Here is a 19,421-nt window from a genome sequence, read left to right on the forward strand (position 1 = left end):
GTGGGTGGTGTACGGGAGTTGACGGCACCCTTCGTGGCGCCCGGGCCTTGCGGGGTGGCGGTCCGGGACCGTCTCAAGCACCTCACACCCCAGGACGAGAAAGTCCTCCGCCTGGTCGGTGAGCACCAAGGCGCGCTCGCTTCCCGTAACCTCAGGGCCCGTTGTGCGGATGGCCTGGAGCACGGTGCGGAGACCTGGGCGTCGCGCAAGCGGGACCTGACGCCGCTGTCGTCGTCGCGGATCGCCGGTGCGATCACCAAAGCCACGCATGACCAGTGGGCGCTGGCGCGCCGTTGTCAGGCGGCGCACATCCGGACGCTGGAGGCCGGGATCGGGACACTGCGGCACCGCCTGTCCCTCTCCATCGGCGCGAGGGGCACCAAGCGAGCAGCCGGTGGCTACCGTTCCAAGGGCGAGTGGTTCCACAAGTCCCGCCGCCTCGCGACACTGGAAGCCCGGCATGCTGCCGCGGTCGCCGACTGGCAGGCCGGACGTGTCCGGGTCGTGCGGGGCGGCAAACGCCTCCTCAACACCCGCCACCACCTCACCAACGCCCACCTAACCGAGGAGCAGTGGCGAGAACGCTGGGAAGCGGAGCGCTGGTTCATCGCCGCCGACGGCGAGTCAGGGAAGCGGTTCGGGAACGAAACGATCCGCGTCACCCCGGACGGCGAGGTCAGCATCAAACTGCCCGCCCCGCTCGCCCACCTGGCCAACGCCAAGCACGGCCGGTACACCCTCACCGCCACCGTGACGTTTGCGCACCGCGGCGTGGAGTGGGCCGACCGCACCGAAGCGAACCGAGCCATCGCCTACCGCATCCACCTCGACACCGACCGCCACCTGGCAACGCCCCGCCGTCCAGACCATCCCACTGGCCACCGCCCGCGCCCGCGCCCGCGCCCGCGCCCGCGCCCGCGCCCGGGGCATGATCGGCGTGGACACCAACGCCGACCACTTCGCCGCCTACCAGCTCAACCAGCATGGCAATCCGGTCGGCGACCCGCGCCGCTTCCCCTACGACCTGTCCGGCACCACCGCTCATCGCGACGCACAGATCCGCCACGCCCTGACCCGCCTGATCAACTGGGCCAAGCAGGCCGGTGTCACCGCGATCGCCATCGAAGACCTCGACTTCACCACCGAGAAGACCCGCGAGAAAAACGGCCGCAGGAAACGGTTCCGCCAGCTCATCTCCGGCATCCCGACCGGCAAACTCAAGGCCCGGCTGGTCTCCATGGCCGCCCTGCCCATCGGCGCCCCAGCGCTGACGACGCTGGCGGCCCGGCGGCCGACCTGCGTCCCGTCACAGAACACAGGACCCTGCCCCGCACGCTCCGTCAGTGGAACCAGACCATGACCGGGACACGGATCTCCTTGGCGTCCCGCATGACCATGTACTCGATGATGACCGGCTCGCCCGGGACTTCGAGGGAGTACCGGACCCCGAAGTCGTCCATCGCGTCGCCGGGCGGCCGCCTGCTCAGATCGATCGCGCCACCAACCTCGATAGCCAGGGCACGCAGAAAGTTCACGGTTTTCCTGCGGAGATCGACGGGCATGTCGAGCACGGTCCGTGCCGGGATCTCCTCGGTCCAGACGGTCCAGCTCACTGAACTCCGTCCACGAGCAGATCGTCGACGGAGACGAGAGAGCAGCCGGCCGCGGCATTGGCCCGGCTCTGGGCGGCAGCGGGGGCACGGTGGAGCATCGCAGTCTTCCACCACCGGTGCATCACTGCCGGTACTGCACTTTCCTCGGCGGCCAGGACTTCGGTGTAGAAACGGGCGCGCTCGGAACCGGTCAACGCGTCACCGATCGCATTGATGGTGCGCGGGATACCGGTGATCCTGGGGACCGCGGGGTGCTCGGGCTGAGCCGTCACAGATCTCTCCTTCGCTCTGCTCCTCAGAGTGTCCTACGCAAGCCCCCGATCGGGAAGCGACGAGTGCCGCCACCAGCCCACTGGGCGGGTGGCGCGCACTCCTCCACCAGGAACTTGGCATACATGTGCGCATATCTACCAGTGAGCCTTTTCCTGCGGTGCTCGACTGTTTCATGCACCTTCGGTGTCCAGCCGCTCCGCGGACTGGAGCAGGTACTCAGGCAGTTTGGAACTGGCCGCCAACACCTCGATGCCGATAAGGCGGCCATGTTCGTCGAAGTCGAGGTTGATCACGGCGTCGGCATCCACCCGATCGCAGGGATACATGCGCGCGGACTTCACGCGGGCCTGTGGTTCGATGAGGTACACGTACGCTGCGTCCGCAGCCTTGTCGTAGGTGACTCTGACGTCTGCCACGGTGAGCTGGCTCCCTTGGTGTCGTTGATGGCGGCGCTGTCCTTGTCCATGCTTCAGGCTGCGCCGACCTCACCCTGACGTGGCGAGGTGCAAGGCCAGGACGGCCTTGACGATGTCGGTGATGCGGGCGGTGCTGCAACGGAGTTTGCGCAGGAGCCGCCGGCTCTTGAGGGTGGCGTTGGCCTGCTCCCCGACGGCTCGGATCCTGGCGTGAGAGGAGTTCACCGCCCGCTTCCCGGCTGGGAGCGTGCTCCAGCGGCCCCGGTAAGGCACCCGGATCGTCCCCCGACCTCCCTGATATCCCTTGTCTGCCCACGTCCGGATGCCGGCTTGGGTGAGCGCTTCGATGATGCCGTGGATTCGTGCGGCCTTGATGTCGTGGACGGCGCCTGGCAGGGCAGGTGAGGCCCAGAGCAGGCATCCCAGCGGATCGGTGATGACCTGGACGTTCATGCCGTGGCGTTTGTGCTTGCCGGAGTAGTAGGGGCGGTCGGTGGCGATGCGGTCGATGGACAGCAGGGTGCCGTCCAGAATGACGAACGCCTTGGTCCTCGCTATTCGCATGACTGTGGCGAGCGTGGGCGCCAGTGCAGCCAGGACCTCGACGGCCTCGCGGACATAGCGGTACACCGTGGCAATGCCGATCCCGAATCCCGCGGCGAGCTGGGTGTAGGTATCCCCGCAGCGTAGGTGCGCGAGGGCGAGCAGGGCTTGGCGTCCGGCTGCGAGCCGGCGCCACCGGCTGCCGATGCGTTCGCGGCGTGCCGACAGGTGACGGGTCAGATACCGCAGGCTCGAACTGGACAGATCAATCGCGGATGGGTAGACAAGCACGCGAAGCTCCTGGTGAGCATGAGTGATCTTGGTCGTGAACCCATCTACCATGAGCTTCGCTGTTGACTACGGTCGGACCCCATCCAGCCAGCCCCGTCAGCAAGTTGGAAAAGGCGATGCGGTGAGGAGAAACGGTGTCGCGAGGGATGAAGCAATTCGCCGTGGTGACATGGGTCGTGCTCGTCATTGCTGGTGGCGGGCTGACGCTGCTGCTCGACGAGTCGGGACCGGTCGGCTGGGACGACTGGTTGCGGGGCGAGCCTCCGGTGCCAACGTCCTGCCCTTCTCCCAGCGCCGTTGCCGAGGAGACAGAAGCCGTGCCGTGGCCCACACTGGCCGCACCCCAGTCCACGGCGTATGTGCCGGGACTGACACAGCCCGTGCCTGGGCCGTCGCGGGAGGTCACGACCATGGTCGGGTGCGCATACCGCGTGGAGGACTGATCCGCACGCGGGAGCAATGCGCCCCATGGTGGACCACAAACGTCTCTCACGCGAAGATCCGCGCGCTCGGCGAACAGCCCATGGCCGCCCTCACGACCTGGCGACTGCCGCGCAAGCTGTAGTGCAGCACCAAACCGCGTCACCAGCCTCATCCAGGCGATCCTCGCCCTCCGCCTCAACACCTCAAATTGAGGTTGGAAAAGGCTCACGGTGTCGTCCTCCAGCAGCAGCACCCCGCGCCGACCAACACTGCAGCGCCCAGCTCCGCACCTGTTCCAGGAAACAGAACCCAGTCAGCAGAGCCGGTCAGAGTCAGTCGCCACGTTGTTCTGCCAGTTCATCCCCGGCTCCTGATGCGATGGATGATGCCGAAGCGACATGGCAGTCGTGGCTGTCCGGCCTTGCTCCGTGGGCGGCGGTGACGAGGGTGACGTGGCGGTGCCAGCCGGTGAATGAAGCTCAGCCCGCCGCCCACAGCCATCCCTCGGCGATCGCAGCCAACTCCCGCGCTCGCGACGAGCCGGACCACTCGGCCAGGGCGGCGAGGTGCCGGACGCTATCCTCCCAGGCCGGACGGTGGGCGCCGTCGCGGGCAGTGAGACGCCGGTAGGCCTCGGCTGCCACAAAGCAGGCCTCCGCGGCGGCGCCGGGTTCGTATGCGTCTGCGGCATCGGCCAGTTGTTCCGCGATCTCGCGCAGCCCTGCGGCGAGAGAATCCACCTGTCTGTCCGACACTCCTTCGAGCCCCAGCCCGAAGGATGCCCAGCGCACGCACTCCAGAAGGTCGCTGCGTACGGTCAGGTGCAGCTCGCACAGCCGGAATACGGCAGCCAGATGGCCGGCCCCGGCGGCGAGGGTCCACCATGCAAGAGCGGCTTCGTGGTCCTCCCGCTCCCAGCTGAGCAGCCCGAGGTGGTACGCGGCGTACACCTCACCTGACTCTGCCATCCCGCCGATCCGGTGGGAGGCCCCCGTGTCCCGCCCCGACGGCATGCTCGTGACCCCCTGCCTGGGCGTGCCCAGGCGCTCGGCCGTGCGTTCCCACAGGCGTTCGCCTTCCCGGGCCCGCCCCTCGCGCACCAGCAGCAATCCGAGGTGGAAGGCGCCCTCTGCGTCGCCCGCATCGGCCGCCGTACGCCACCAGCGCTCTGCCCCGTCCTGGTCGCCGGCTTCGTGGCAGCGGAAGCCGACGTGCACGGCCGCCTGGGCGTTGCCCGCTTCGGCGGCCCGCGTGAACAGCTCGTCGGCCTCCCGCAGTCTGCCCTGCCGCTGGTAGAGGACTGCGAGGTTGTGATGCGCGGCCGGAACGTTCCGACCGGCGAGCCGCCACAGCTCCTCGGCCCCTACCTCGTCCCCCCGCTTCTCCATCACAATGCCGAGGCCCACGGCCGCCACCCAGTCGCCCACGTCCATTGCCCGGCGGTACCAGCGCTCGGCCGCGTCGAGGTCGCCGTGCAACAGAGCCAGCATGCCGAGGTTGTTGTACGAGGCGTGGACACGGCGGGCGGCGGCCTTTTCGTACCAGCGCACCGCACCGTCCGGGTCTCCCCGGTCTTGTGTGAGCCTTCCCAGCAGGTAGGCGGCCCGCCCACTGCCCGCCTCCGCCGCCGACCGGTAGATCTCGGCAGCGCCGGGGAGGTCGCCCGCGCGGGCCAGAGAAGCGGCACGCCGGATGACCTCCGCGGCGCCGGGCGGCTCCGGGTCAGGATCAGGCCGGGACGGCATCTGCAGCAGGCGCTTGCCGTCCCGCGAAGTGTGGGCCGCCACGCCGAGGATCCGGTCCGCCACGGATTCGGCGGCCCGCTGTCCCCTTGGGCCTCCGGGGTCAAAGTGGTCGGGGTACAAGATGCACACGTGCTGGGGCACTGATGCGGCGTGACCGCTGAAGGCCGCGAGGCCCGTGGTGGCGGTGACCGTGAGGTCCCACCAGGGCCGCCAGACGCGCCCCGCACACACAATCTCCGCCGTCAGCCGCCAGCGCACCCACCGCCCGTCGTCCGTAACGGGTGCACAGGTGAGGGCGGCACTCTCGCCCGGCATGGCGGCCAGCGGCAGGACGGGATTCGCACCGAGCTCCGCTAGCACGGGGGCGGGCGAGGGGTCCAAGAGGACCGCGACATCGGGACCGCGCAGGCGCCGGTAGGCCCGGGCCGCACGCTGGGCGGACTCCAGCAGGTCGGCGCTCAGGACCATGTCGGGCATCCGCGACCGGGCGAACGAAGTGCCGTCCACACGCAGTGGCAGACGGCCTGTCACCTCGGCCCTGAGTGTCCGTAGGACAACCTCGTCCTCTCCCGTCGCGGCCAGGGAGAGAAGAAGGTTGTGCCCGGTCAGCGGGATGTGGACCGCCTCGGGGGTGCCCAGCAGCCCGGGCGAAGCGATGTGTGCGAGCTGACTGTGCACGGAGGCCCGCACCGTGAACGGCGGGTTGTCCGATAGCCCCTGTACGGGTACGGGGCGGACAGGCCGCATCATGTCGTAATTGGACCGTTCCGACCCGAGGATTGTGCCGTCCTCCCGCGTCTGGTCGGCGGGGTCCGTGCCCGGACCGGCCCACCGATGTCCGTGCCGCGCGAGCGCCTTGAGCGCCGGAAATACCGACACGGCGGCCACCGCGACGTATGGCGGCCGTGTGTGCACCTCCGCGGCAGCGAGGACCGCGCTGCCAGCCGCTGCGGCAAATGCCGCTCCCAGGATGGCCGCGCCGACACGGCGCTGCCCCGTGGCCATCAGGCGCAGCCCGGCTGACGCGCGGCGGTGCGGAACGCGTCTCCCCGGAGGTCGATCCGGGTGCTGCACCGGCGGCCCGCGCACATCCAGTCCAGCCACAATACCCACCGCACGAGGCCGCGCTCGGTGCTGACGAGGAGGTCGAGGACCTCGGACTCGTCCCCAGCGATCCGGTAGGGGAAGTCGCTTGCGCCCAGGGCGCGAACCTCCGGCGAGTCGGTGTCCAGAAGGACCTCGAATTGCCGCACTGGCATCTCGGCTGCGTGTCGGGAGAGATCCCCGGGTAACTCCTCACGGGACAGAACCTCGGCTCTCATCCCGATCAGCACCACGGCCGAAGGCCCCGTCGCGGTCACAATGACTCGAACGGTGTGTCCGGCCGCTGGGACGTCGGCGACGCGGTCGCCAAAGTCGAACGTGACGTAGTCGTGGTTCCTGATCTCCACGGATATGGCCAACGGGTCGCTCTCCGTCAGCTCCCGCCTGGCCCGGCGCCGTGCCAGGGACTCCTGGAGATACTGGGGTGCCTGCTGGCCGAGGAAGGCGGCCGCGGCAGCCGCCGCGACACCAGCCGTCCAGGCCAGTGTCTGTCCCGGGTCCCACAGCAGCGCGACGCCCGCGACCGCGACCACTCCCCCGCCGGCCCCGCCCCAGACAAAGACTCGACGCTGCCTGCCGGCTCTCGGCATGTGTCCCCCGCTCCACCCGGACCCGTCGGCCCCCGGCTCGCACGTTCCGTGCCGAGCTCCGTGTCATGGATCGACCCGTCGTGCCCTGCTGCTGCATCATGGAACGGTCCGCCCGTCGCCACACCGCCGACGCCTCTGCCTGCCCGATTCGCCACGCGCAATGGCTGAGAAGGCACTGTTTCCGGGGCCGGACCGTCTGCCGATCGGCTGGTTGTTGTGCTCGTGCCCGGTACGGTGCCGGAGGACAAGACGGCGGCGGGAGTGGGGTGGCGCGTGACGGCGTGTTGTGCTCGTGCCCGGTACGGTGCCGGAGGACAAGACGGCGGCGGGAGTGGGGTGGCGCGTGACGGCAGGCCCGGTTCGACGACGCGGAGATGTGCTCGGCTTCGGGGTGCCGGCCGCGCTCTTCCTGCCCGGGGTCGCCTACCTCAGGGTCGCGGTTTCCTCAAGGGGATCCCCTGCAACTCGTCGTCTCGCTACGGTCGGCTCATGACCAATGACGGCGTAGTCGTGGATGAGGCGATCCGTGCAGCGTGGGACTCGTACCGGGTCCTGGAGAAGCGCACTTCCGCCAAGGAGCGCCAGCAGGCGCAGCAGCGGGTCCAGGCTGCGATGGACGCCTACGGGCGTGAGGAGGTGTCCCGGGGCACGGTCTTTCTGGTGGGCGTGCTGACCGGATTCCTGATGGCCGAGCAGGACGGTGGGGAGGATCGTTCGTCTTGATCCGCTCAGTGATCTGATCCCCGCTGTGAGGGCTGTGCCGTCTGACCTCGTCGAGCAGCAACGTGCCGATGCCTTGGCGGCGAACGTCCGGCCTCAGATAGAGGTGTTCGAGCATGTCACCCTCAAGGGCGGCATAGCCGAGGATCTCCGTATCGCGCACTGCCACCCACATCCGGCATGTCTTGAGCAGGACGTCCCCAATCCACCGGGTGACCTGGTCGTGACTTCGCTTCTGCGGGGGCAGGTACGGCATCGCCGCCACCCGAGAAGCCATGTGGATGCGTGCGATCACCGCCGCGTCTGCCGCGTTAGCGAGCCGGATCTCTGTCATGCCAACATCACTCATGGCCGGGGAACCTACGAGACCAGCCGAGACACAGCCAACGGATAACCCGGTGAACCATCCCGGTCAGAGCAATAGCGCCGGCCGCCGCAGCCTGGGTGGCCGACGCCTCCCGTATCGACGACGTCCTCGCCCGCCCCCCTGAATCCTGCGCGCGCCCCGTCACGCCGTCTCCCTCAGCGGGGCCCGGGCTCTCGCAGAGCGCTGCTCAGGACAGCGGTACTCAGCCGAGGAAGATGTGGCCGGCGGCACCGTAGAAGGGGACCTCATTGCTGCCGGTCACGACGGTCGGCTCGCACGCGCAGACCGCAGCCTCCTCCATCCCCGAGCTGACCCCCGGCAACTGGCGACAGAGTGCCGGCTGCGTGGTCAGAAAGGCTGGGCTACCGCTGCCACGAAGCCGGGACCCTCACCAGCAGTTGCGCTGCAACCGAATACGCCGCCGTCACAGCTCTGTGTCAGTCCATAGATCCAACAGGTTGTCGCCGAGGCCTGCACCGGGTTCGGCTGCGGCGTCGTGGAGGGATTGTTCGGTCCAGATGACCTTGCCGCGGGCGCCGTACCGGGTGCCCCAGCGCTGGGCGAACTGAGCAACGAGGAACAGCCCGCGGCCGCCCTCGTCCGTGGTGGCCGCCTGCCGCAGGTGGGGGGAGGTGCTGGAGCCGTCGGTGACCTCGCAGATCAGGTGGTTGCGGTCGTGTAGCAGGCGCAGCCGGATGGGCTGGGTGCCGTATCGGATGGCGTTGGTGACCAGTTCGCTGACGATCAACTCGGTGGTGAAGGCGACCTGGTCCAGGCCCCAGGTCTGCAGCTGGCGGGTGACGTCGGTACGGACGCGGGAGACGGCCGCCGGGTCGGAAGGCACCTCCCAGTCCGCGACCTGGGCCGGGTCCAGCAGGTGGGTCCGGGCCACCAGCAAGGCAATGTCGTCGCGGGGGCGCTCGGGGAGCATGGTGGCGAAGACGGTCTGGCAGGTGGCCTCCGGGGTGCGGTCCACAGCACCGGCCAGGGCCGTGCGCAGCTGCTCGATTCCGGTGTCGAGGTCGCGGTCCCGGTCCTCGATCAGCCCGTCGGTGTAGAGGACCAGCTGACTGCCCTCGGGCACAGTGAATTCGGCTGTCTCGAAGGGCAGGCTTCCGCCCAGGCCCAGCGGGGGACTGACGGGTACGTCCGGGAAGGTGACGGTGCCGTCGGGGTCGACCAGGGCAGGGCCGGGGTGGCCGGACCGGGCCACAGTGCATCGGCCGGAGACGGGATCGTAGATGGCGTACAGGCAGGTGGCCCCCGTGACCCCCTGGCCATCGGCCTCGTCGTGGTCGATGTGGGCGACCAGCTCGTCCAGGTGGCTCAGGAGTTCGTCCGGGGCCAGGTCCAGGGCGGAGAAGTTGTACACGGAGGTGCGCAGCCGACCCATGGTGGCGGCGGCGTGCAGGCCGTGGCCAACGACGTCGCCGACCACCAGGGCCACCCGGGTGCCGGGCAGGGGGATGACGTCGAACCAGTCGCCGCCCGCCCCGGCCTGGGCGGGCAGGTAGCGGTGGGCGACCTCGACGGCGGTCTGCTCGGGCAGGGTGCGGGGCAGCAGGCTGCGCTGCAGAGTGGCCGCCAGGGTGTGCTCGCGGGTGTAGCGGCGGGCGTTGTCGATGCACAACGCAGCACGTCTGGCCAGCTCCTCGGAGAGGGAAAGGTCCTCCTCCCCGAAGGGAGGGGAGGCGTCCGCCCGCCAGAAGTTGGCCATCCCTAGCACCACCCCGCGGGCCTGCAGCGGCACCGAGATCAGGGAATGGATTCCGTACTCCAGGACCCGCCGCGCCCGCTCCGGGTCCTGGGCCCGCCAGCCGTCGGAGCCGGCGAGGTCCGACTCCAGCACAGCGTGGCCGACGGCCGCCCCGGCGGCGATGGGGTTGGTGGAGGCGAAGCGGATCAGCTCCCCCACGGGGTAGAGAGGAGGGTCGCCACGGACGCCGCTGACGGCGGTGCGGCGCATCTCGGTGCTTGCCTCGGCCGGCTCCTCGCCACGCAGCACCGGATCCAGCAGCTCCACAGTGACGAAATCGGTGAACCGCGGGACGACCATCTCCGCCAGCTCCTCGGCGGTGCGCACCACATCCAGCGTGGTGCCGATCCGCACGCCCGCGTCGTAGAGCAACTGCAGGCGCTCGCGGGCCACCTCGGCCCGGCCTGCGAGTGTGCGCAGTTCGGTGGTGTCGCGCAGCGTGGCCACGCTGCCCGCCGGGCCGTCGTAGCGCTCGACGGGCCGGACGTTGACGGCCAGCAGCCGGTCGCCAGCCAGATGGACCTCGTCGGTGGCCATCCGCCCCGAGGAAAGCAGCTCGGCGGCGCCCGGGGTCAGGCCGAGGTCGGTGATCTGGCGCTGCTCCGCGTCCGCCGGCAGCTCCAGCAGCCGCCGCGCCTCGTCGTTGGCCAGCAGCAGCCGCCCGTCACCGCCGACGATGAGCACGCCCTCGCGCACCGCATGCAGCACCGCGTCATGATGCTCGTACATGCGAGTCATCTCGGCGGGGCCCAGTCCGCGGGTCTGGCGCAGCAGCCGCCGGCCAATCAGCGCCGACCCGCCCGCGACCAGGGCGAGCGCGCCGCCCGCGGCGCCAAAGAGCACCGGAAGCTGCCCGGCCACCGCTTCGTTCACCTTCTTGACCTTGATCTCGGGGGACACGACGCCGGCGACCGAGCCGTCGGGCCGGAAGACGGGGACCTCCGCGAAGACCGAAACACCCAGCGGAGTCACCTCGGAGTCCGTGAAGGCCGTGCCCCTCACCGCCTTCCGGTAGGGGTCGCCCTTGACCACGTGTTTCCCGATCTGATGCGGGTCGGGGTGGGTGTACCGGATCCCGTCCGTGCTGATGACCACGATGCCGTCGACGCCGGACCGCTTTCGGGCCCTCTCGGTGAATGGTTGCAGTACCGCGCTCGGATCGCGGCTGTCCAGCGCCTGCACGATCCCGGGGGAGTTCGCGAACGCCTCGGCGACGGAAAGCACCTTGTCGCGGGCTTTCTCTGTCCCTTGGTGCCGGGCCTGGACCGCCAGCGTCACCACCGTCGCGGCCACGAGCAACACCACGACCGCCAGCTGCAGGAGGAACACCTGACCGGCGACGCTCTGCGCGCTCACCAGGGAGCGCAGGCGCCGCCCGGGCGACCGGTGCTGGATCTCCCGTTCGTCCGCGGGACGAGTCGGCTGCTCCGTTCCCGGACGTGGAACCTCACGCCGTCTCCGCGCACGCCAACCAGCGAACCGACGGACGAGCTGTCGGCGCGCGGTGCGCCGGGGCGGCCAGGGCGTGGTCATCTTCGGCCTCGTATTCGTGGTGTGGATTCGGGAGCGGGCCGCCGCCAGAGCGCTGTGCGGCGGCCCGCCGAATATGGTTTATGGCAGGCCCGAAATTCGACCGTGCCAGAACCGGAAATCTATTGACTGGACGTGCGTAAAATCCGCACGCAGGCCAGCGGCGCTGGTGCCCCATTCCGTGAAATACGACTCGGTGATGACCTCCGCAACGATCGGATGCAGCTCCTCCTCTGTCGCACCATCCTCCCGAAGCTGGAGGATCTGCGCGGCGTAGGTGGGCGAGATCGGCGTGGTGACGGTGCGCTCGCGGCCGTCGTCCGACCTGCCCTTGCAAGCGACGCCATGCCCTTGTCGAAGTGCGTGGTGAAGCTGTCCGTATCCGACTCGCAGCCGACCAGCTCATCGGCGTCCCCGAGTGCTCAGGCTTCTGGAGCCGCTGATCTCCCGCCCCCGCCTGGCGCCCTACCTCGCCCCCACGACGTCGTCGGCCGCTGCGATGGAGCTGTATCTGTGGAACGTCCGCGTCTCTGCCGCCTTCGCCGAGGTCATCGCCCTGGCGGAGATCATCCTGCGCAACGCGATGGCCGAGCAGCTGGCCGCCGCGTACGGGGCCACCTGGTACGCGCAGGAAGAACTGTTCGACGACCGCACGATCAACGGGTTCCGCAGCACGTGGCGCAACATCAACATGCCCAATGATCCCGGCACCAGGAGACCGGCGAGCAAGACACCGCGAACCGTCCCGGCCGGGAAGATGGTGGCGGAGTCCACCTTCGGCTACTGGGTCCACCTGCTCGACAAAGGCGGCACCCTCGGTGACGGCCCGTTCAAGAAGAACGTCGACTACGACTCCACCTTGTGGCGCAAGGCCCTGCACAAGGCATTCCCGAACAGCGGCGGCAAACGGGCCACCGTGTTCACCACCGCCAGTCACGTCCGCTCCCTGCGCAACCGCGTCGCACATCACGAGCCTCTGATCAACGGCGTGCCACTGCTACGGCCAGTCCAACAGTCAAGGCCGTGCGCGCCAGCTCAGCCTCACCGACGCTCACGCCGAAGTCATGCGCCTGGTCGAGTACATCGACAAGGACGTCGCCACCTGGCTCGGGCAGACCAGCCGCGTACCCGAGCTGCTGCGCACCCGGCCGTGACCCGTCTCCCTGATGCAAAGCGTCGGCCGTTTCCGGTGACCGGCGCGCCAAGCGCGTCCAGCGGTTCGCGCCCGTCCCGTCGGGCCAGGTCGACGCCGTGGGCTGGTGAACCGGGCGAGTTCCCCGGTCATCGGGCTGCCTGCCCGCGTACGGTGGGCCCGCCCCCGCGCCCCGTCCATCGCGGTGAGGACGGGGCGGGCATTGGGGACGGACACGGCATGGGAGGAAGAACGGGATGACGGAGGCCACGGCGAGCGAGCTGAACGAACGGGTGCTGGGGCGCAGGTGGACGTGGACGCTGCCGGTCGCGGCAGCGTGGCGGTGCGCGTCTCGTGCAGCCGTCCCTCCTGCGCCGAGCAGCGTCTGCCGGCCGCCCACCTCAAGGCCCACCTACGGGCCGCCCCGGGCCTCGGGCCGAGGTGTAACTGCGCGTGCAGGGCCGAGAGCTGCCACACGCACCTCCTTCCCGACGACCGGCAGATACATGCCCAGCCCTGGCGGTGCGGCGGGGCGGCCGTCTGGGCCGTGATCATCGACCGGGAAGGACGCTGGTGGCAGACCATGGAGTGCTGTTCACGCTGCGCGGCCGCCACGCCCGGCGCACAAGTTGCCACTACCGCTCAGGCCACTTCCGGCCCGGCGGCCGGTACCCGGATGCTGCCGACCGCCCGTCGACCGCTCCTGCCGGCGCGCCGCAGTTCTCCGACCGTCCCCCACCCACGGCCCGCACGCAGGAAGTACCGGCCCCCCGCTCCGCGCCGACGCGGCGCCGCCATCCGTGCGGGAAGATCGCGCAGCGGGTCATTCCCTACGATCTGCGGCCCGTCGTCCTGCGGGACGAGCTCGTCGAACTCGGTGATCTCTTCCGCACCTACCAGCAGCGCACCGAACCCGACCTGGCGCTCCTCGCCGACCTCCAGGAACGCAAGGCACGCGCCTTCACTACCTGGGCCGATGTCACCGGCGACGTCAATCTGCGGCTGGAGGCCCGGCGCGCCGACCCAAGGGCCTGCGCCTGGCCGGCAAGGGCGGCACCAAAGCCGCCTCCGTGCGTGCCGCGAAGGACGCCGCGCCCCGCGACCGGTCACCCTCGGCCAGGGCGACGAGAGCGTGACGCTGCAGTGGAAGGGCGGTCTTCCGGAACCCGAGCTGGAGGGTTCGCGCGCCCGCTACAAGAACGCGATGCCCGGGGCGGACGTCATCGTGGAGGCGACCCGCACCGGCTTCGAGCAGTTCGTCGAGATCGCAGAGCGGCCGAGTGCCGGCGGCTACTCCTACACCCTCCCGGTCAAGGCCAAGGGCCTCAAAGCCAAGGCGAACAGAGACGGTTCGGTCACCTTCACCGACGTGAAGACCAATGCCGTGCGGGCCACGATGCCCGCCCCGGTCATGTGGGACGCGGCCGTCGACAAGACCTCCGGTGAGCACACCAACAGGGTCCGCGTCGACATGCAGGTCGTCGACAAGGGCGCCGGTGAGGTCGACCTGGTCGTCACCCCGGATGCCGACTACCTGGCCGACCCGGATACGCAGTACCCGGTCACCGTCGACCCGTCCACCTCCACACTGTCGAACACCTTCGACACCTACGTGCAGCAGGGCGAGACCGTCGACTGGTCCACCGACACCGAACTCGACTTCGGCAACCCGGGCACCAAGAACGCCGACGGCACCCCGCGCACCGCACGCTCGTTCATAACCTGGAACACCACGCCGATCCAGGACGCGCTGATCGTCGACACCAACCTGGCGCTGTGGAACTTCCACTCCGGCAACACCGACTGCACCGCCCAGAAGTGGACCGTCTGGGACACCAGCGCCCCCTCCACGTCCTCGCGGTGGACGTCGCAGCCCACCTGGAAGCAGGAGTACCACTCCTCCACGCAGACCAAGGGCAACCCGGACTGCGCCGCCACCCAGCCCGACGGGTGGATCAACGCCGACGTCGACACCCTCGTCCAGACCTGGGCGTCCGCCAAGGCCACCCGCGGCCACATGGGCCTGCGCGCCGCCACCGACGACGTCAAGGCGTGGAAGCGGGTCAACTCCGCGAACAACGCGGCCAACCAGCCCAAGCTGTCCGTCACCTACAACTACCGTCCCTCCGACGGCACGAACCGGCAGGCCGGCGCGCCGTTCAAGTCGTACGCGGGCGTGTGGGCGGTGAACACCACCACCCCGACCCTGCGTGACACCTTCACCGACCCGGACGGCGACACCGTCAACGGCACCTTCCAGGTCTACGACGCCGCCACCAACACGCCGATCACGACCCCGGCCGGCGAGGGCCTGATCGTGTCCGCTTACGTCGCCTCGGGCAAGCCGGCCTCTGTCACCGTCCCGGCCGGACAGCTCAAGGACGGCAAGACGTACAAGTTCCGCACCAACGCCTACGACGGCACCCACTACAACCTCAGCTGGTCCCCTTGGACCCAGTTCGTCGTCGACACCACCGCCCCCAGTGCTCCAGCAAAGATCACCTCGACCGACTACCCCGGGGGCGCGTGGACGCCGAACAAGGGTGACGGCACCTTCGGCGTCACGCCTCCGTCCGGTGACGATGTCCGAGGCATCGAGAGCCGTACCAACGGTGGCACCTGGAGCGCCGAGAAGCCTGCCGTTGCCGGCACGCCCACCACCGTGACAGGCACGCCGGACGAGCGCGGCATGAACCGTACCGAAGGTCGTGCTGTCGACCGCGCCGACGCCCTGTCGGCCGCTATCTTCACCATGAGCGGTGGTGCCCAACTCCAATAGGGCGCAGCGCGGTTGACGCCCTTGCCCGGACTGGTTCGCATACCGTCGCGAGTTCGCATCTGATGCAATTGGCGGCAGTTGGACCACCGGAACGGCCGTTGGCGCTGAGCACTTGAGCTTGGCCGCTACTGAACTTGATTGGGTGATGTCGGGCCGTTCGCCTGACATCGGCTGAGTCGGGTCGGTAGCTGTGGGGTGTGAGATACGCGCAGGGCGGCGGTTTGACCGATGCCAAGAGGGCTGCAAGAGAGCGGATCCGGCTGGAAGCGGTCGGTCGCTTCGAGAGCGGCGCGAAGAGCAGGGAGATCGCGGCCGCGTTGCGGGTGAGTGAGCGGTCGGTGGAGCGCTGGCGCCGTCAGTGGCGTGAGCGGGGTGAAGAGGGTGTCCGGTCGAAGGGATCGCCAGGGCGTCCGAGGCTTTCGGCAGACCAAATTGCCAAACTGGAGCGGGAGTTGGAGCGCGGCCCGCTCGCCCATGGCTGGGCTGACCAGCGGTGGACACTGGCCCGGGTGAAGACTCTGATCGGACGGTTGTTCCACGTCGGCTACACGGTGGAGGGGACATGGCGGCTGCTGAAGCGCCATGGCTGGTCGTGGCAGCAGCCGGCCCGCCGGGCGATCGAACGTGACGACGGAGCTGTGGAGTTGTGGAAGAAGGAGGTGTGGCCGCAGGTAAAAGTACGGCGGCGGCCCGCGGGTCCTGGATCGTCTGTGAGGACGAGGCCAGCCAGTCGCTGAGGCCGCCACGCGCGAGGTCCTGGGGCCGCATCGGCCAGACGCCGGTCGTCCGCGTCCGGGGCAGGGGTTCCGGACGGGTCTCGATGGCGGGAATGGTCTGCTTCCGACGCGGAGACCGGTCGAGGCTGATCTACAGCTTTCGCGTCCACCGGGGCCGCAAGGGCGAACCCAAGGGATTCACCTGGCAGGACTACCGCGACCTCATCGTGCGGGCGCACAACCAGCTCAAAGGCCCCATCGTCCTGGTCTGGGACAACCTGCGCACCCATCTCATGCCGCAGATGAAGGACTTCATCGCTGCGAACGAGGACTGGCTGACCGTCTTCCATTTCCCGTCCTACGCACCCGACCTCAACCCGCAGGAGGGCATCTGGTCCCTGGTGAAACGGGCGATTGGCAACCTCGCCGCCGCGAACCTCGACCAGCTCGCCGCCGCCGTGAAGCGCAGCCTCAAGAAGACCCAGTACCGACCGCATCTCATCGACGGCTGCCTCATAGGCACCGGCCTGACCTTGACCAGCTGACACGATCAGGCCGACATCACACATTCAAGTTCAGTAGCTGCGGGTTTCCGAGGCGCTCAGGCTCGTTGGCCCCCACCGAGGTGACGTATTCGAGGGGCTGTTGTCGTACGTGAATCAGGCAGCCGAGGACCGTGCGGTCGGGCGCGGAAGCGCCCGACCGGCCCAACGGGACTCGGCGTGCGGACTGTCTGCGGAGAAATGACCGCGGCGGGACCGATACTTCCCCGGAGATCGACCGACCAAGCTTCAGGAGCAGCCATGAGCCTCAAGCGTCTGGGAGCCGGCCGGGGCCGGATGCCACTCGTCGTCCTCGCGGCCTGCGCCCTCGCACTCGGGGGCGCGATCCCGGAATCCTCCAGCGCGGCGGCGGACGGAAAGCCCCGCTGCATCTCCACGCCGCGTGCGTACCGAGCCGCATGGGACGCGCGGCAGGTCAGGTGCGTCTCGCCGTCGCTGTTCGGGACCACGCACGCCCGCGGCAGCGCTTCGCCGTACCCCCGTGGCTTCTGGTACGCGTGGGCGGGCTCCAGCACCAATCTCGAGCGCTTCCTGGAGTTGCGCAGGACGTACGGCGACACCCCGCCGAAGGTCGGCATCGGCATCCTGTCGTACGTCGGCTATCCGGGCCTCAACACCTGGGACACGCCCACGGACCTCGCCGTCTACACCCTCCCGCCCGGCGTACGGGCTCAGGTGCCGGCCTTCGAGACATGGTTCCGGCTGCTCGACGAGGAGTTCGGCAACACGGGGGCGTATCCGCTCGCGTCCCAGACCCGGCTTGCCTACGCGTACTCCCGGCTCGGCCCGCGCCAGGACGTCGTCGACGCGTTCCAGGCAGTGACCGGCTGCCGCAGGACCGCCTTGCTCAACGGAGAGGACGTGTCGGCGAAGATCGGCTGCAACGCGGCGTTTCTCGGGGCACTGGCGGCCGCCGGCCCCTCTCCCTACGCCACGGGCGAGTCGAAGTCGTGCTTCCGGAACTTCGCGGCGCGGTACAAGGGCCCCAAGACCGCCGCCGCACTGCGCGGCGTGCTGTACCAGTGTCAGGACGTGGGGTTCCTGAATACCGGTGTCGGACTCGGCTACAACACGTACGCGAATCCCTTCGTCTGCAAGCCGGCCCGAGAGCAGTCAGTGCTCCAGAAGTACACTGGCAGGGAGTTCATCCTTCCCAACACGGCGTTCGACAGGCTCCCGAGCCATGTCGACATCGAACTGGAACTGGGCAAGCCCTCCCAGCGACGCTTCCTGATCAGCGGCTACTGCTGAAACAAGGTCACAGACCGTCCAGCGCGCCCCGTAGATCCCCCGGTTCGCGGCTTCGGTCCTCGTTGTCCAGGAGGAAGAACCGCTCCGCTCCAGCTCGGGTCTCGTCCGATCCTCGGCGAACTTCCCGTACGCCTCGGCCTTTAGAGGTCGTCTCATTTGGATGGTTCGGTAACCTGGTGCCGTGGGGATCGTGGAGCGGTTGGTGCCGGATGAGTTGTGGGTGTTGTCCGAGCGGGTGGTGCCGCCTGCTCCGTCGCGGCCGCAGGGCGGTGGCCGTCGGCGGTACGGGGACCGTGAGGTACTGGCGGCGATTATCTTCGTGGCGACGTCGGGGTGTACATGGCGGCAGTTGCCGCCGTCGTTCGGTCCCTCGGGGCCCACGGCTCATCGGCGGTTCACCGAGTGGAGCAGGGCCCGGGTGTGGGCCAAGCTTCACCGTGTGGTGCTGGATGAACTCGGGGCACGCGGTGAGCTGGACTGGTCGAGGTGTGCGATCGACTCGGTGAACATGCGGTCCCTGAAAGGGGGGATCTGACGGGTCCGAATCCTGTGGATCGGGGCAAGCCCGGGTCGAAAATCCACTTGATCACCGAACGATCCGGTCTGCCCATCTCGATCGGCATCTCGGGCGCGAACCTGCACGACAGTCAGGCTCTGGAGCCCTTGGTGCGGGGCATCCCGCCCATCCGCTCACGCCGCGGGCCCCGCCGAAGGCGGCCGGCCAAGCTCCACGCCGACAAGGCCTACGACAACCGTCACCTGCGCCGATGGCTCCGGTCCCGCGGCATCACCCACCGCATCGCCCGCAAAGGCATCGAGTCCTCCCAGCGTCTTGGCCGCCACCGCTGGACCATCGAACGCACCATGGCCTGGCTCGGCGGATGCCGCCGCCTCCACCGCCGCTACGAACGCAAAGCCGACCACTTCCTGGCCTTCACCAGCATCGCCTGCACCCTCATCTGCTACCGCAGAATCACCAAATGAGACGACCTCTTAGAAAGACACGTCGAAATAGTCGATCCCAGGAGCTCGGGGTCAGCCAGCGGCCGGTTGAGCGTTACCGCAAGGGCGAGCGCAAGCACCCGCCGAAGGACATCGCCGCGAGGATCGACGGCGCCGTGCGGTCCCGCTGGCAGCCGCAGGTCCGCAAGCGCCGACGGAAGCAGGCCGCCGGCACCGGCGGGATCACAGTGGAGACGCGGGCCCGTTTCGGCTACACCGCGCCGATCGGCACGACCGACGACGGACGGTTCCGGCGACTCACCGTCCGCCTCCCCACGACGTACGCGCAACGCCTGTTCGACGCCCGCGACCAGGGCGCCAGCGACCAGCAGATGCGCGACATCATCGCCGAAGGATTCAAAGACGTGTATTTCCAGGACGGCGGAGGCCGCGCCATGGGAATCTCGGACGTCGCCATCAACGACATTGATTACCTCGACCTGGATTGCCCGGCAGGCCGCCGACGACTACCAGCGCCAGGAGGTGGAAGCCGCTGACTTCCTCGACTGGGAGAAGGTGGCGCAGTGACGACGTAGGACGACTGCTTCGACTACGGCGTCGACCGACGACGCGCACTCATGAGGCGTCTGGGCTCCGCCTCCGGCAT

14 protein-coding genes and 4 pseudogenes are annotated in these 19,421 nt (G+C 69.0%); 10 read left to right on the plus strand and 8 right to left on the minus strand.

Annotated features, from left to right (window positions below; all coding sequences use genetic code 11):
- Positions 1-1,243: pseudogene (locus tag OH735_RS00785) on the plus strand (IS200/IS605 family accessory protein TnpB-related protein); the annotation flags it as partial.
- Between the two features lie 97 nt (positions 1,244-1,340).
- Here OH735_RS00785 and OH735_RS00790 read toward each other — a convergent pair.
- From OH735_RS00790 to OH735_RS00805, 4 genes are all read right to left on the minus strand, one after another.
- Complete coding sequence (locus tag OH735_RS00790) at positions 1,341-1,613, minus strand: hypothetical protein (protein ID WP_406378571.1); 273 nt, start codon at positions 1,611-1,613, stop codon at positions 1,341-1,343.
- Positions 1,610-1,885: a hypothetical protein gene (locus OH735_RS00795; RefSeq protein WP_406378573.1), complete on the minus strand. Its 276-nt coding sequence runs from the start codon at positions 1,883-1,885 to the stop codon at positions 1,610-1,612. The genes OH735_RS00790 and OH735_RS00795 overlap by 4 nt, the downstream gene beginning before the upstream one ends.
- A gap of 171 nt (positions 1,886-2,056) precedes the next feature.
- Entirely contained in the window at positions 2,057-2,302 is a 246-nt protein-coding gene (locus OH735_RS00800; RefSeq protein ID WP_406378575.1) for a DUF2283 domain-containing protein, read from the minus strand.
- A 69-nt stretch (positions 2,303-2,371) separates the two neighbouring features.
- On the minus strand, positions 2,372-3,136 hold the full coding sequence (locus tag OH735_RS00805) for a transposase family protein (RefSeq protein WP_406378577.1): 765 nt from the start codon (positions 3,134-3,136) through the stop codon (positions 2,372-2,374).
- A gap of 146 nt (positions 3,137-3,282) precedes the next feature.
- On the opposite strand from OH735_RS00805, the gene OH735_RS00810 reads away from it, so the two are divergent.
- Positions 3,283-3,579 carry a hypothetical protein gene (locus OH735_RS00810; RefSeq protein ID WP_406378578.1) on the plus strand — a complete coding sequence of 99 codons (297 nt, stop codon included), beginning with the start codon at positions 3,283-3,285 and terminating at the stop codon, positions 3,577-3,579.
- A gap of 459 nt (positions 3,580-4,038) precedes the next feature.
- On the opposite strand, the gene OH735_RS00815 is transcribed toward OH735_RS00810, so the two are convergent.
- Together OH735_RS00815 and OH735_RS00820 are read right to left on the minus strand one after the other, a co-directional pair.
- The gene (locus tag OH735_RS00815; protein WP_406378579.1) at positions 4,039-6,183 is read right to left on the minus strand and encodes a tetratricopeptide repeat protein; all 2,145 of its coding nucleotides are present in this window, start codon (positions 6,181-6,183) and stop codon (positions 4,039-4,041) included.
- A 125-nt stretch (positions 6,184-6,308) separates the two neighbouring features.
- Entirely contained in the window at positions 6,309-6,998 is a 690-nt protein-coding gene (locus OH735_RS00820) for a hypothetical protein (RefSeq protein WP_406378581.1), read from the minus strand.
- Between the two features lie 489 nt (positions 6,999-7,487).
- On the opposite strand from OH735_RS00820, the gene OH735_RS00825 reads away from it, so the two are divergent.
- The gene (locus OH735_RS00825) at positions 7,488-7,721 is read left to right on the plus strand and encodes a hypothetical protein (protein WP_406386932.1); all 234 of its coding nucleotides are present in this window, start codon (positions 7,488-7,490) and stop codon (positions 7,719-7,721) included.
- A 28-nt stretch (positions 7,722-7,749) separates the two neighbouring features.
- Here OH735_RS00825 and OH735_RS00830 read toward each other — a convergent pair.
- Both OH735_RS00830 and OH735_RS00835 read right to left on the minus strand, forming a co-directional pair.
- Positions 7,750-8,067 (minus strand): annotated as a pseudogene (locus OH735_RS00830) (GNAT family N-acetyltransferase); the annotation flags it as partial.
- A gap of 442 nt (positions 8,068-8,509) precedes the next feature.
- A complete protein-coding gene (locus OH735_RS00835) occupies positions 8,510-11,200 on the minus strand; it encodes a SpoIIE family protein phosphatase (protein WP_406386346.1) in 2,691 nt (896 codons plus the stop codon).
- 670 nt (positions 11,201-11,870) lie between these two features.
- Here OH735_RS00835 and OH735_RS00840 point away from each other — a divergent pair.
- The 7 genes and pseudogenes from OH735_RS00840 to tpg all read left to right on the plus strand — a co-directional run.
- A pseudogene (locus tag OH735_RS00840) lies at positions 11,871-12,296 on the plus strand (hypothetical protein); the annotation flags it as partial.
- Between the two features lie 1,175 nt (positions 12,297-13,471).
- Positions 13,472-15,267 (plus strand): annotated as a pseudogene (locus OH735_RS00845) (DNRLRE domain-containing protein); the annotation flags it as partial.
- 212 nt (positions 15,268-15,479) lie between these two features.
- On the plus strand, positions 15,480-16,019 hold the full coding sequence (locus OH735_RS00850; RefSeq protein WP_406378583.1) for a winged helix-turn-helix domain-containing protein: 540 nt from the start codon (positions 15,480-15,482) through the stop codon (positions 16,017-16,019).
- On the plus strand, positions 15,944-16,543 hold the full coding sequence (locus OH735_RS00855) for a transposase (protein ID WP_406378585.1): 600 nt from the start codon (positions 15,944-15,946) through the stop codon (positions 16,541-16,543). Before OH735_RS00850 ends, OH735_RS00855 begins: the two co-directional genes overlap by 76 nt.
- A gap of 258 nt (positions 16,544-16,801) precedes the next feature.
- Entirely contained in the window at positions 16,802-17,812 is a 1,011-nt protein-coding gene (locus tag OH735_RS00860; protein WP_406378587.1) for a hypothetical protein, read from the plus strand.
- A gap of 190 nt (positions 17,813-18,002) precedes the next feature.
- Positions 18,003-18,796, plus strand: a protein-coding gene (locus OH735_RS00865; protein WP_406386348.1) for an IS5 family transposase whose coding sequence is annotated in 2 segments (ribosomal slippage) — positions 18,003-18,342 and positions 18,342-18,796 — 795 coding nt in all. Because the reading frame shifts where the segments join, the coding sequence is not laid out codon by codon here.
- Complete coding sequence (gene tpg, locus OH735_RS00870; protein WP_406378588.1) at positions 18,793-19,311, plus strand: telomere-protecting terminal protein Tpg; 519 nt, start codon at positions 18,793-18,795, stop codon at positions 19,309-19,311. Before OH735_RS00865 ends, tpg begins: the two co-directional genes overlap by 4 nt.
- The last annotated feature ends 110 nt before the right edge of the window (positions 19,312-19,421 follow it).

The sequence above is a fragment of the Streptomyces sp. NBC_01618 genome (assembly GCF_045209435.1).
GTDB lineage: Bacteria > Actinomycetota > Actinomycetes > Streptomycetales > Streptomycetaceae > Streptomyces.

Bases quoted from the DNA above. Each gene is read 5' to 3' on its own strand.
- OH735_RS00810 (WP_406378578.1), top strand. From the start codon at position 3,283: ATGAAGCAATTCGCCGTGGTGACATGGGTCGTGCTCGTCATTGCTGGT.
- OH735_RS00820 (WP_406378581.1), bottom strand. From the start codon at position 6,998: ATGCCGAGAGCCGGCAGGCAGCGTCGAGTCTTTGTCTGGGGCGGGGCC.
- OH735_RS00825 (WP_406386932.1), top strand. From the start codon at position 7,488: ATGACCAATGACGGCGTAGTCGTGGATGAGGCGATCCGTGCAGCGTGG.
- OH735_RS00860 (WP_406378587.1), top strand. From the start codon at position 16,802: ATGAGCCTCAAGCGTCTGGGAGCCGGCCGGGGCCGGATGCCACTCGTC.
- tpg (WP_406378588.1), top strand. From the start codon at position 18,793: ATGAGACGACCTCTTAGAAAGACACGTCGAAATAGTCGATCCCAGGAG.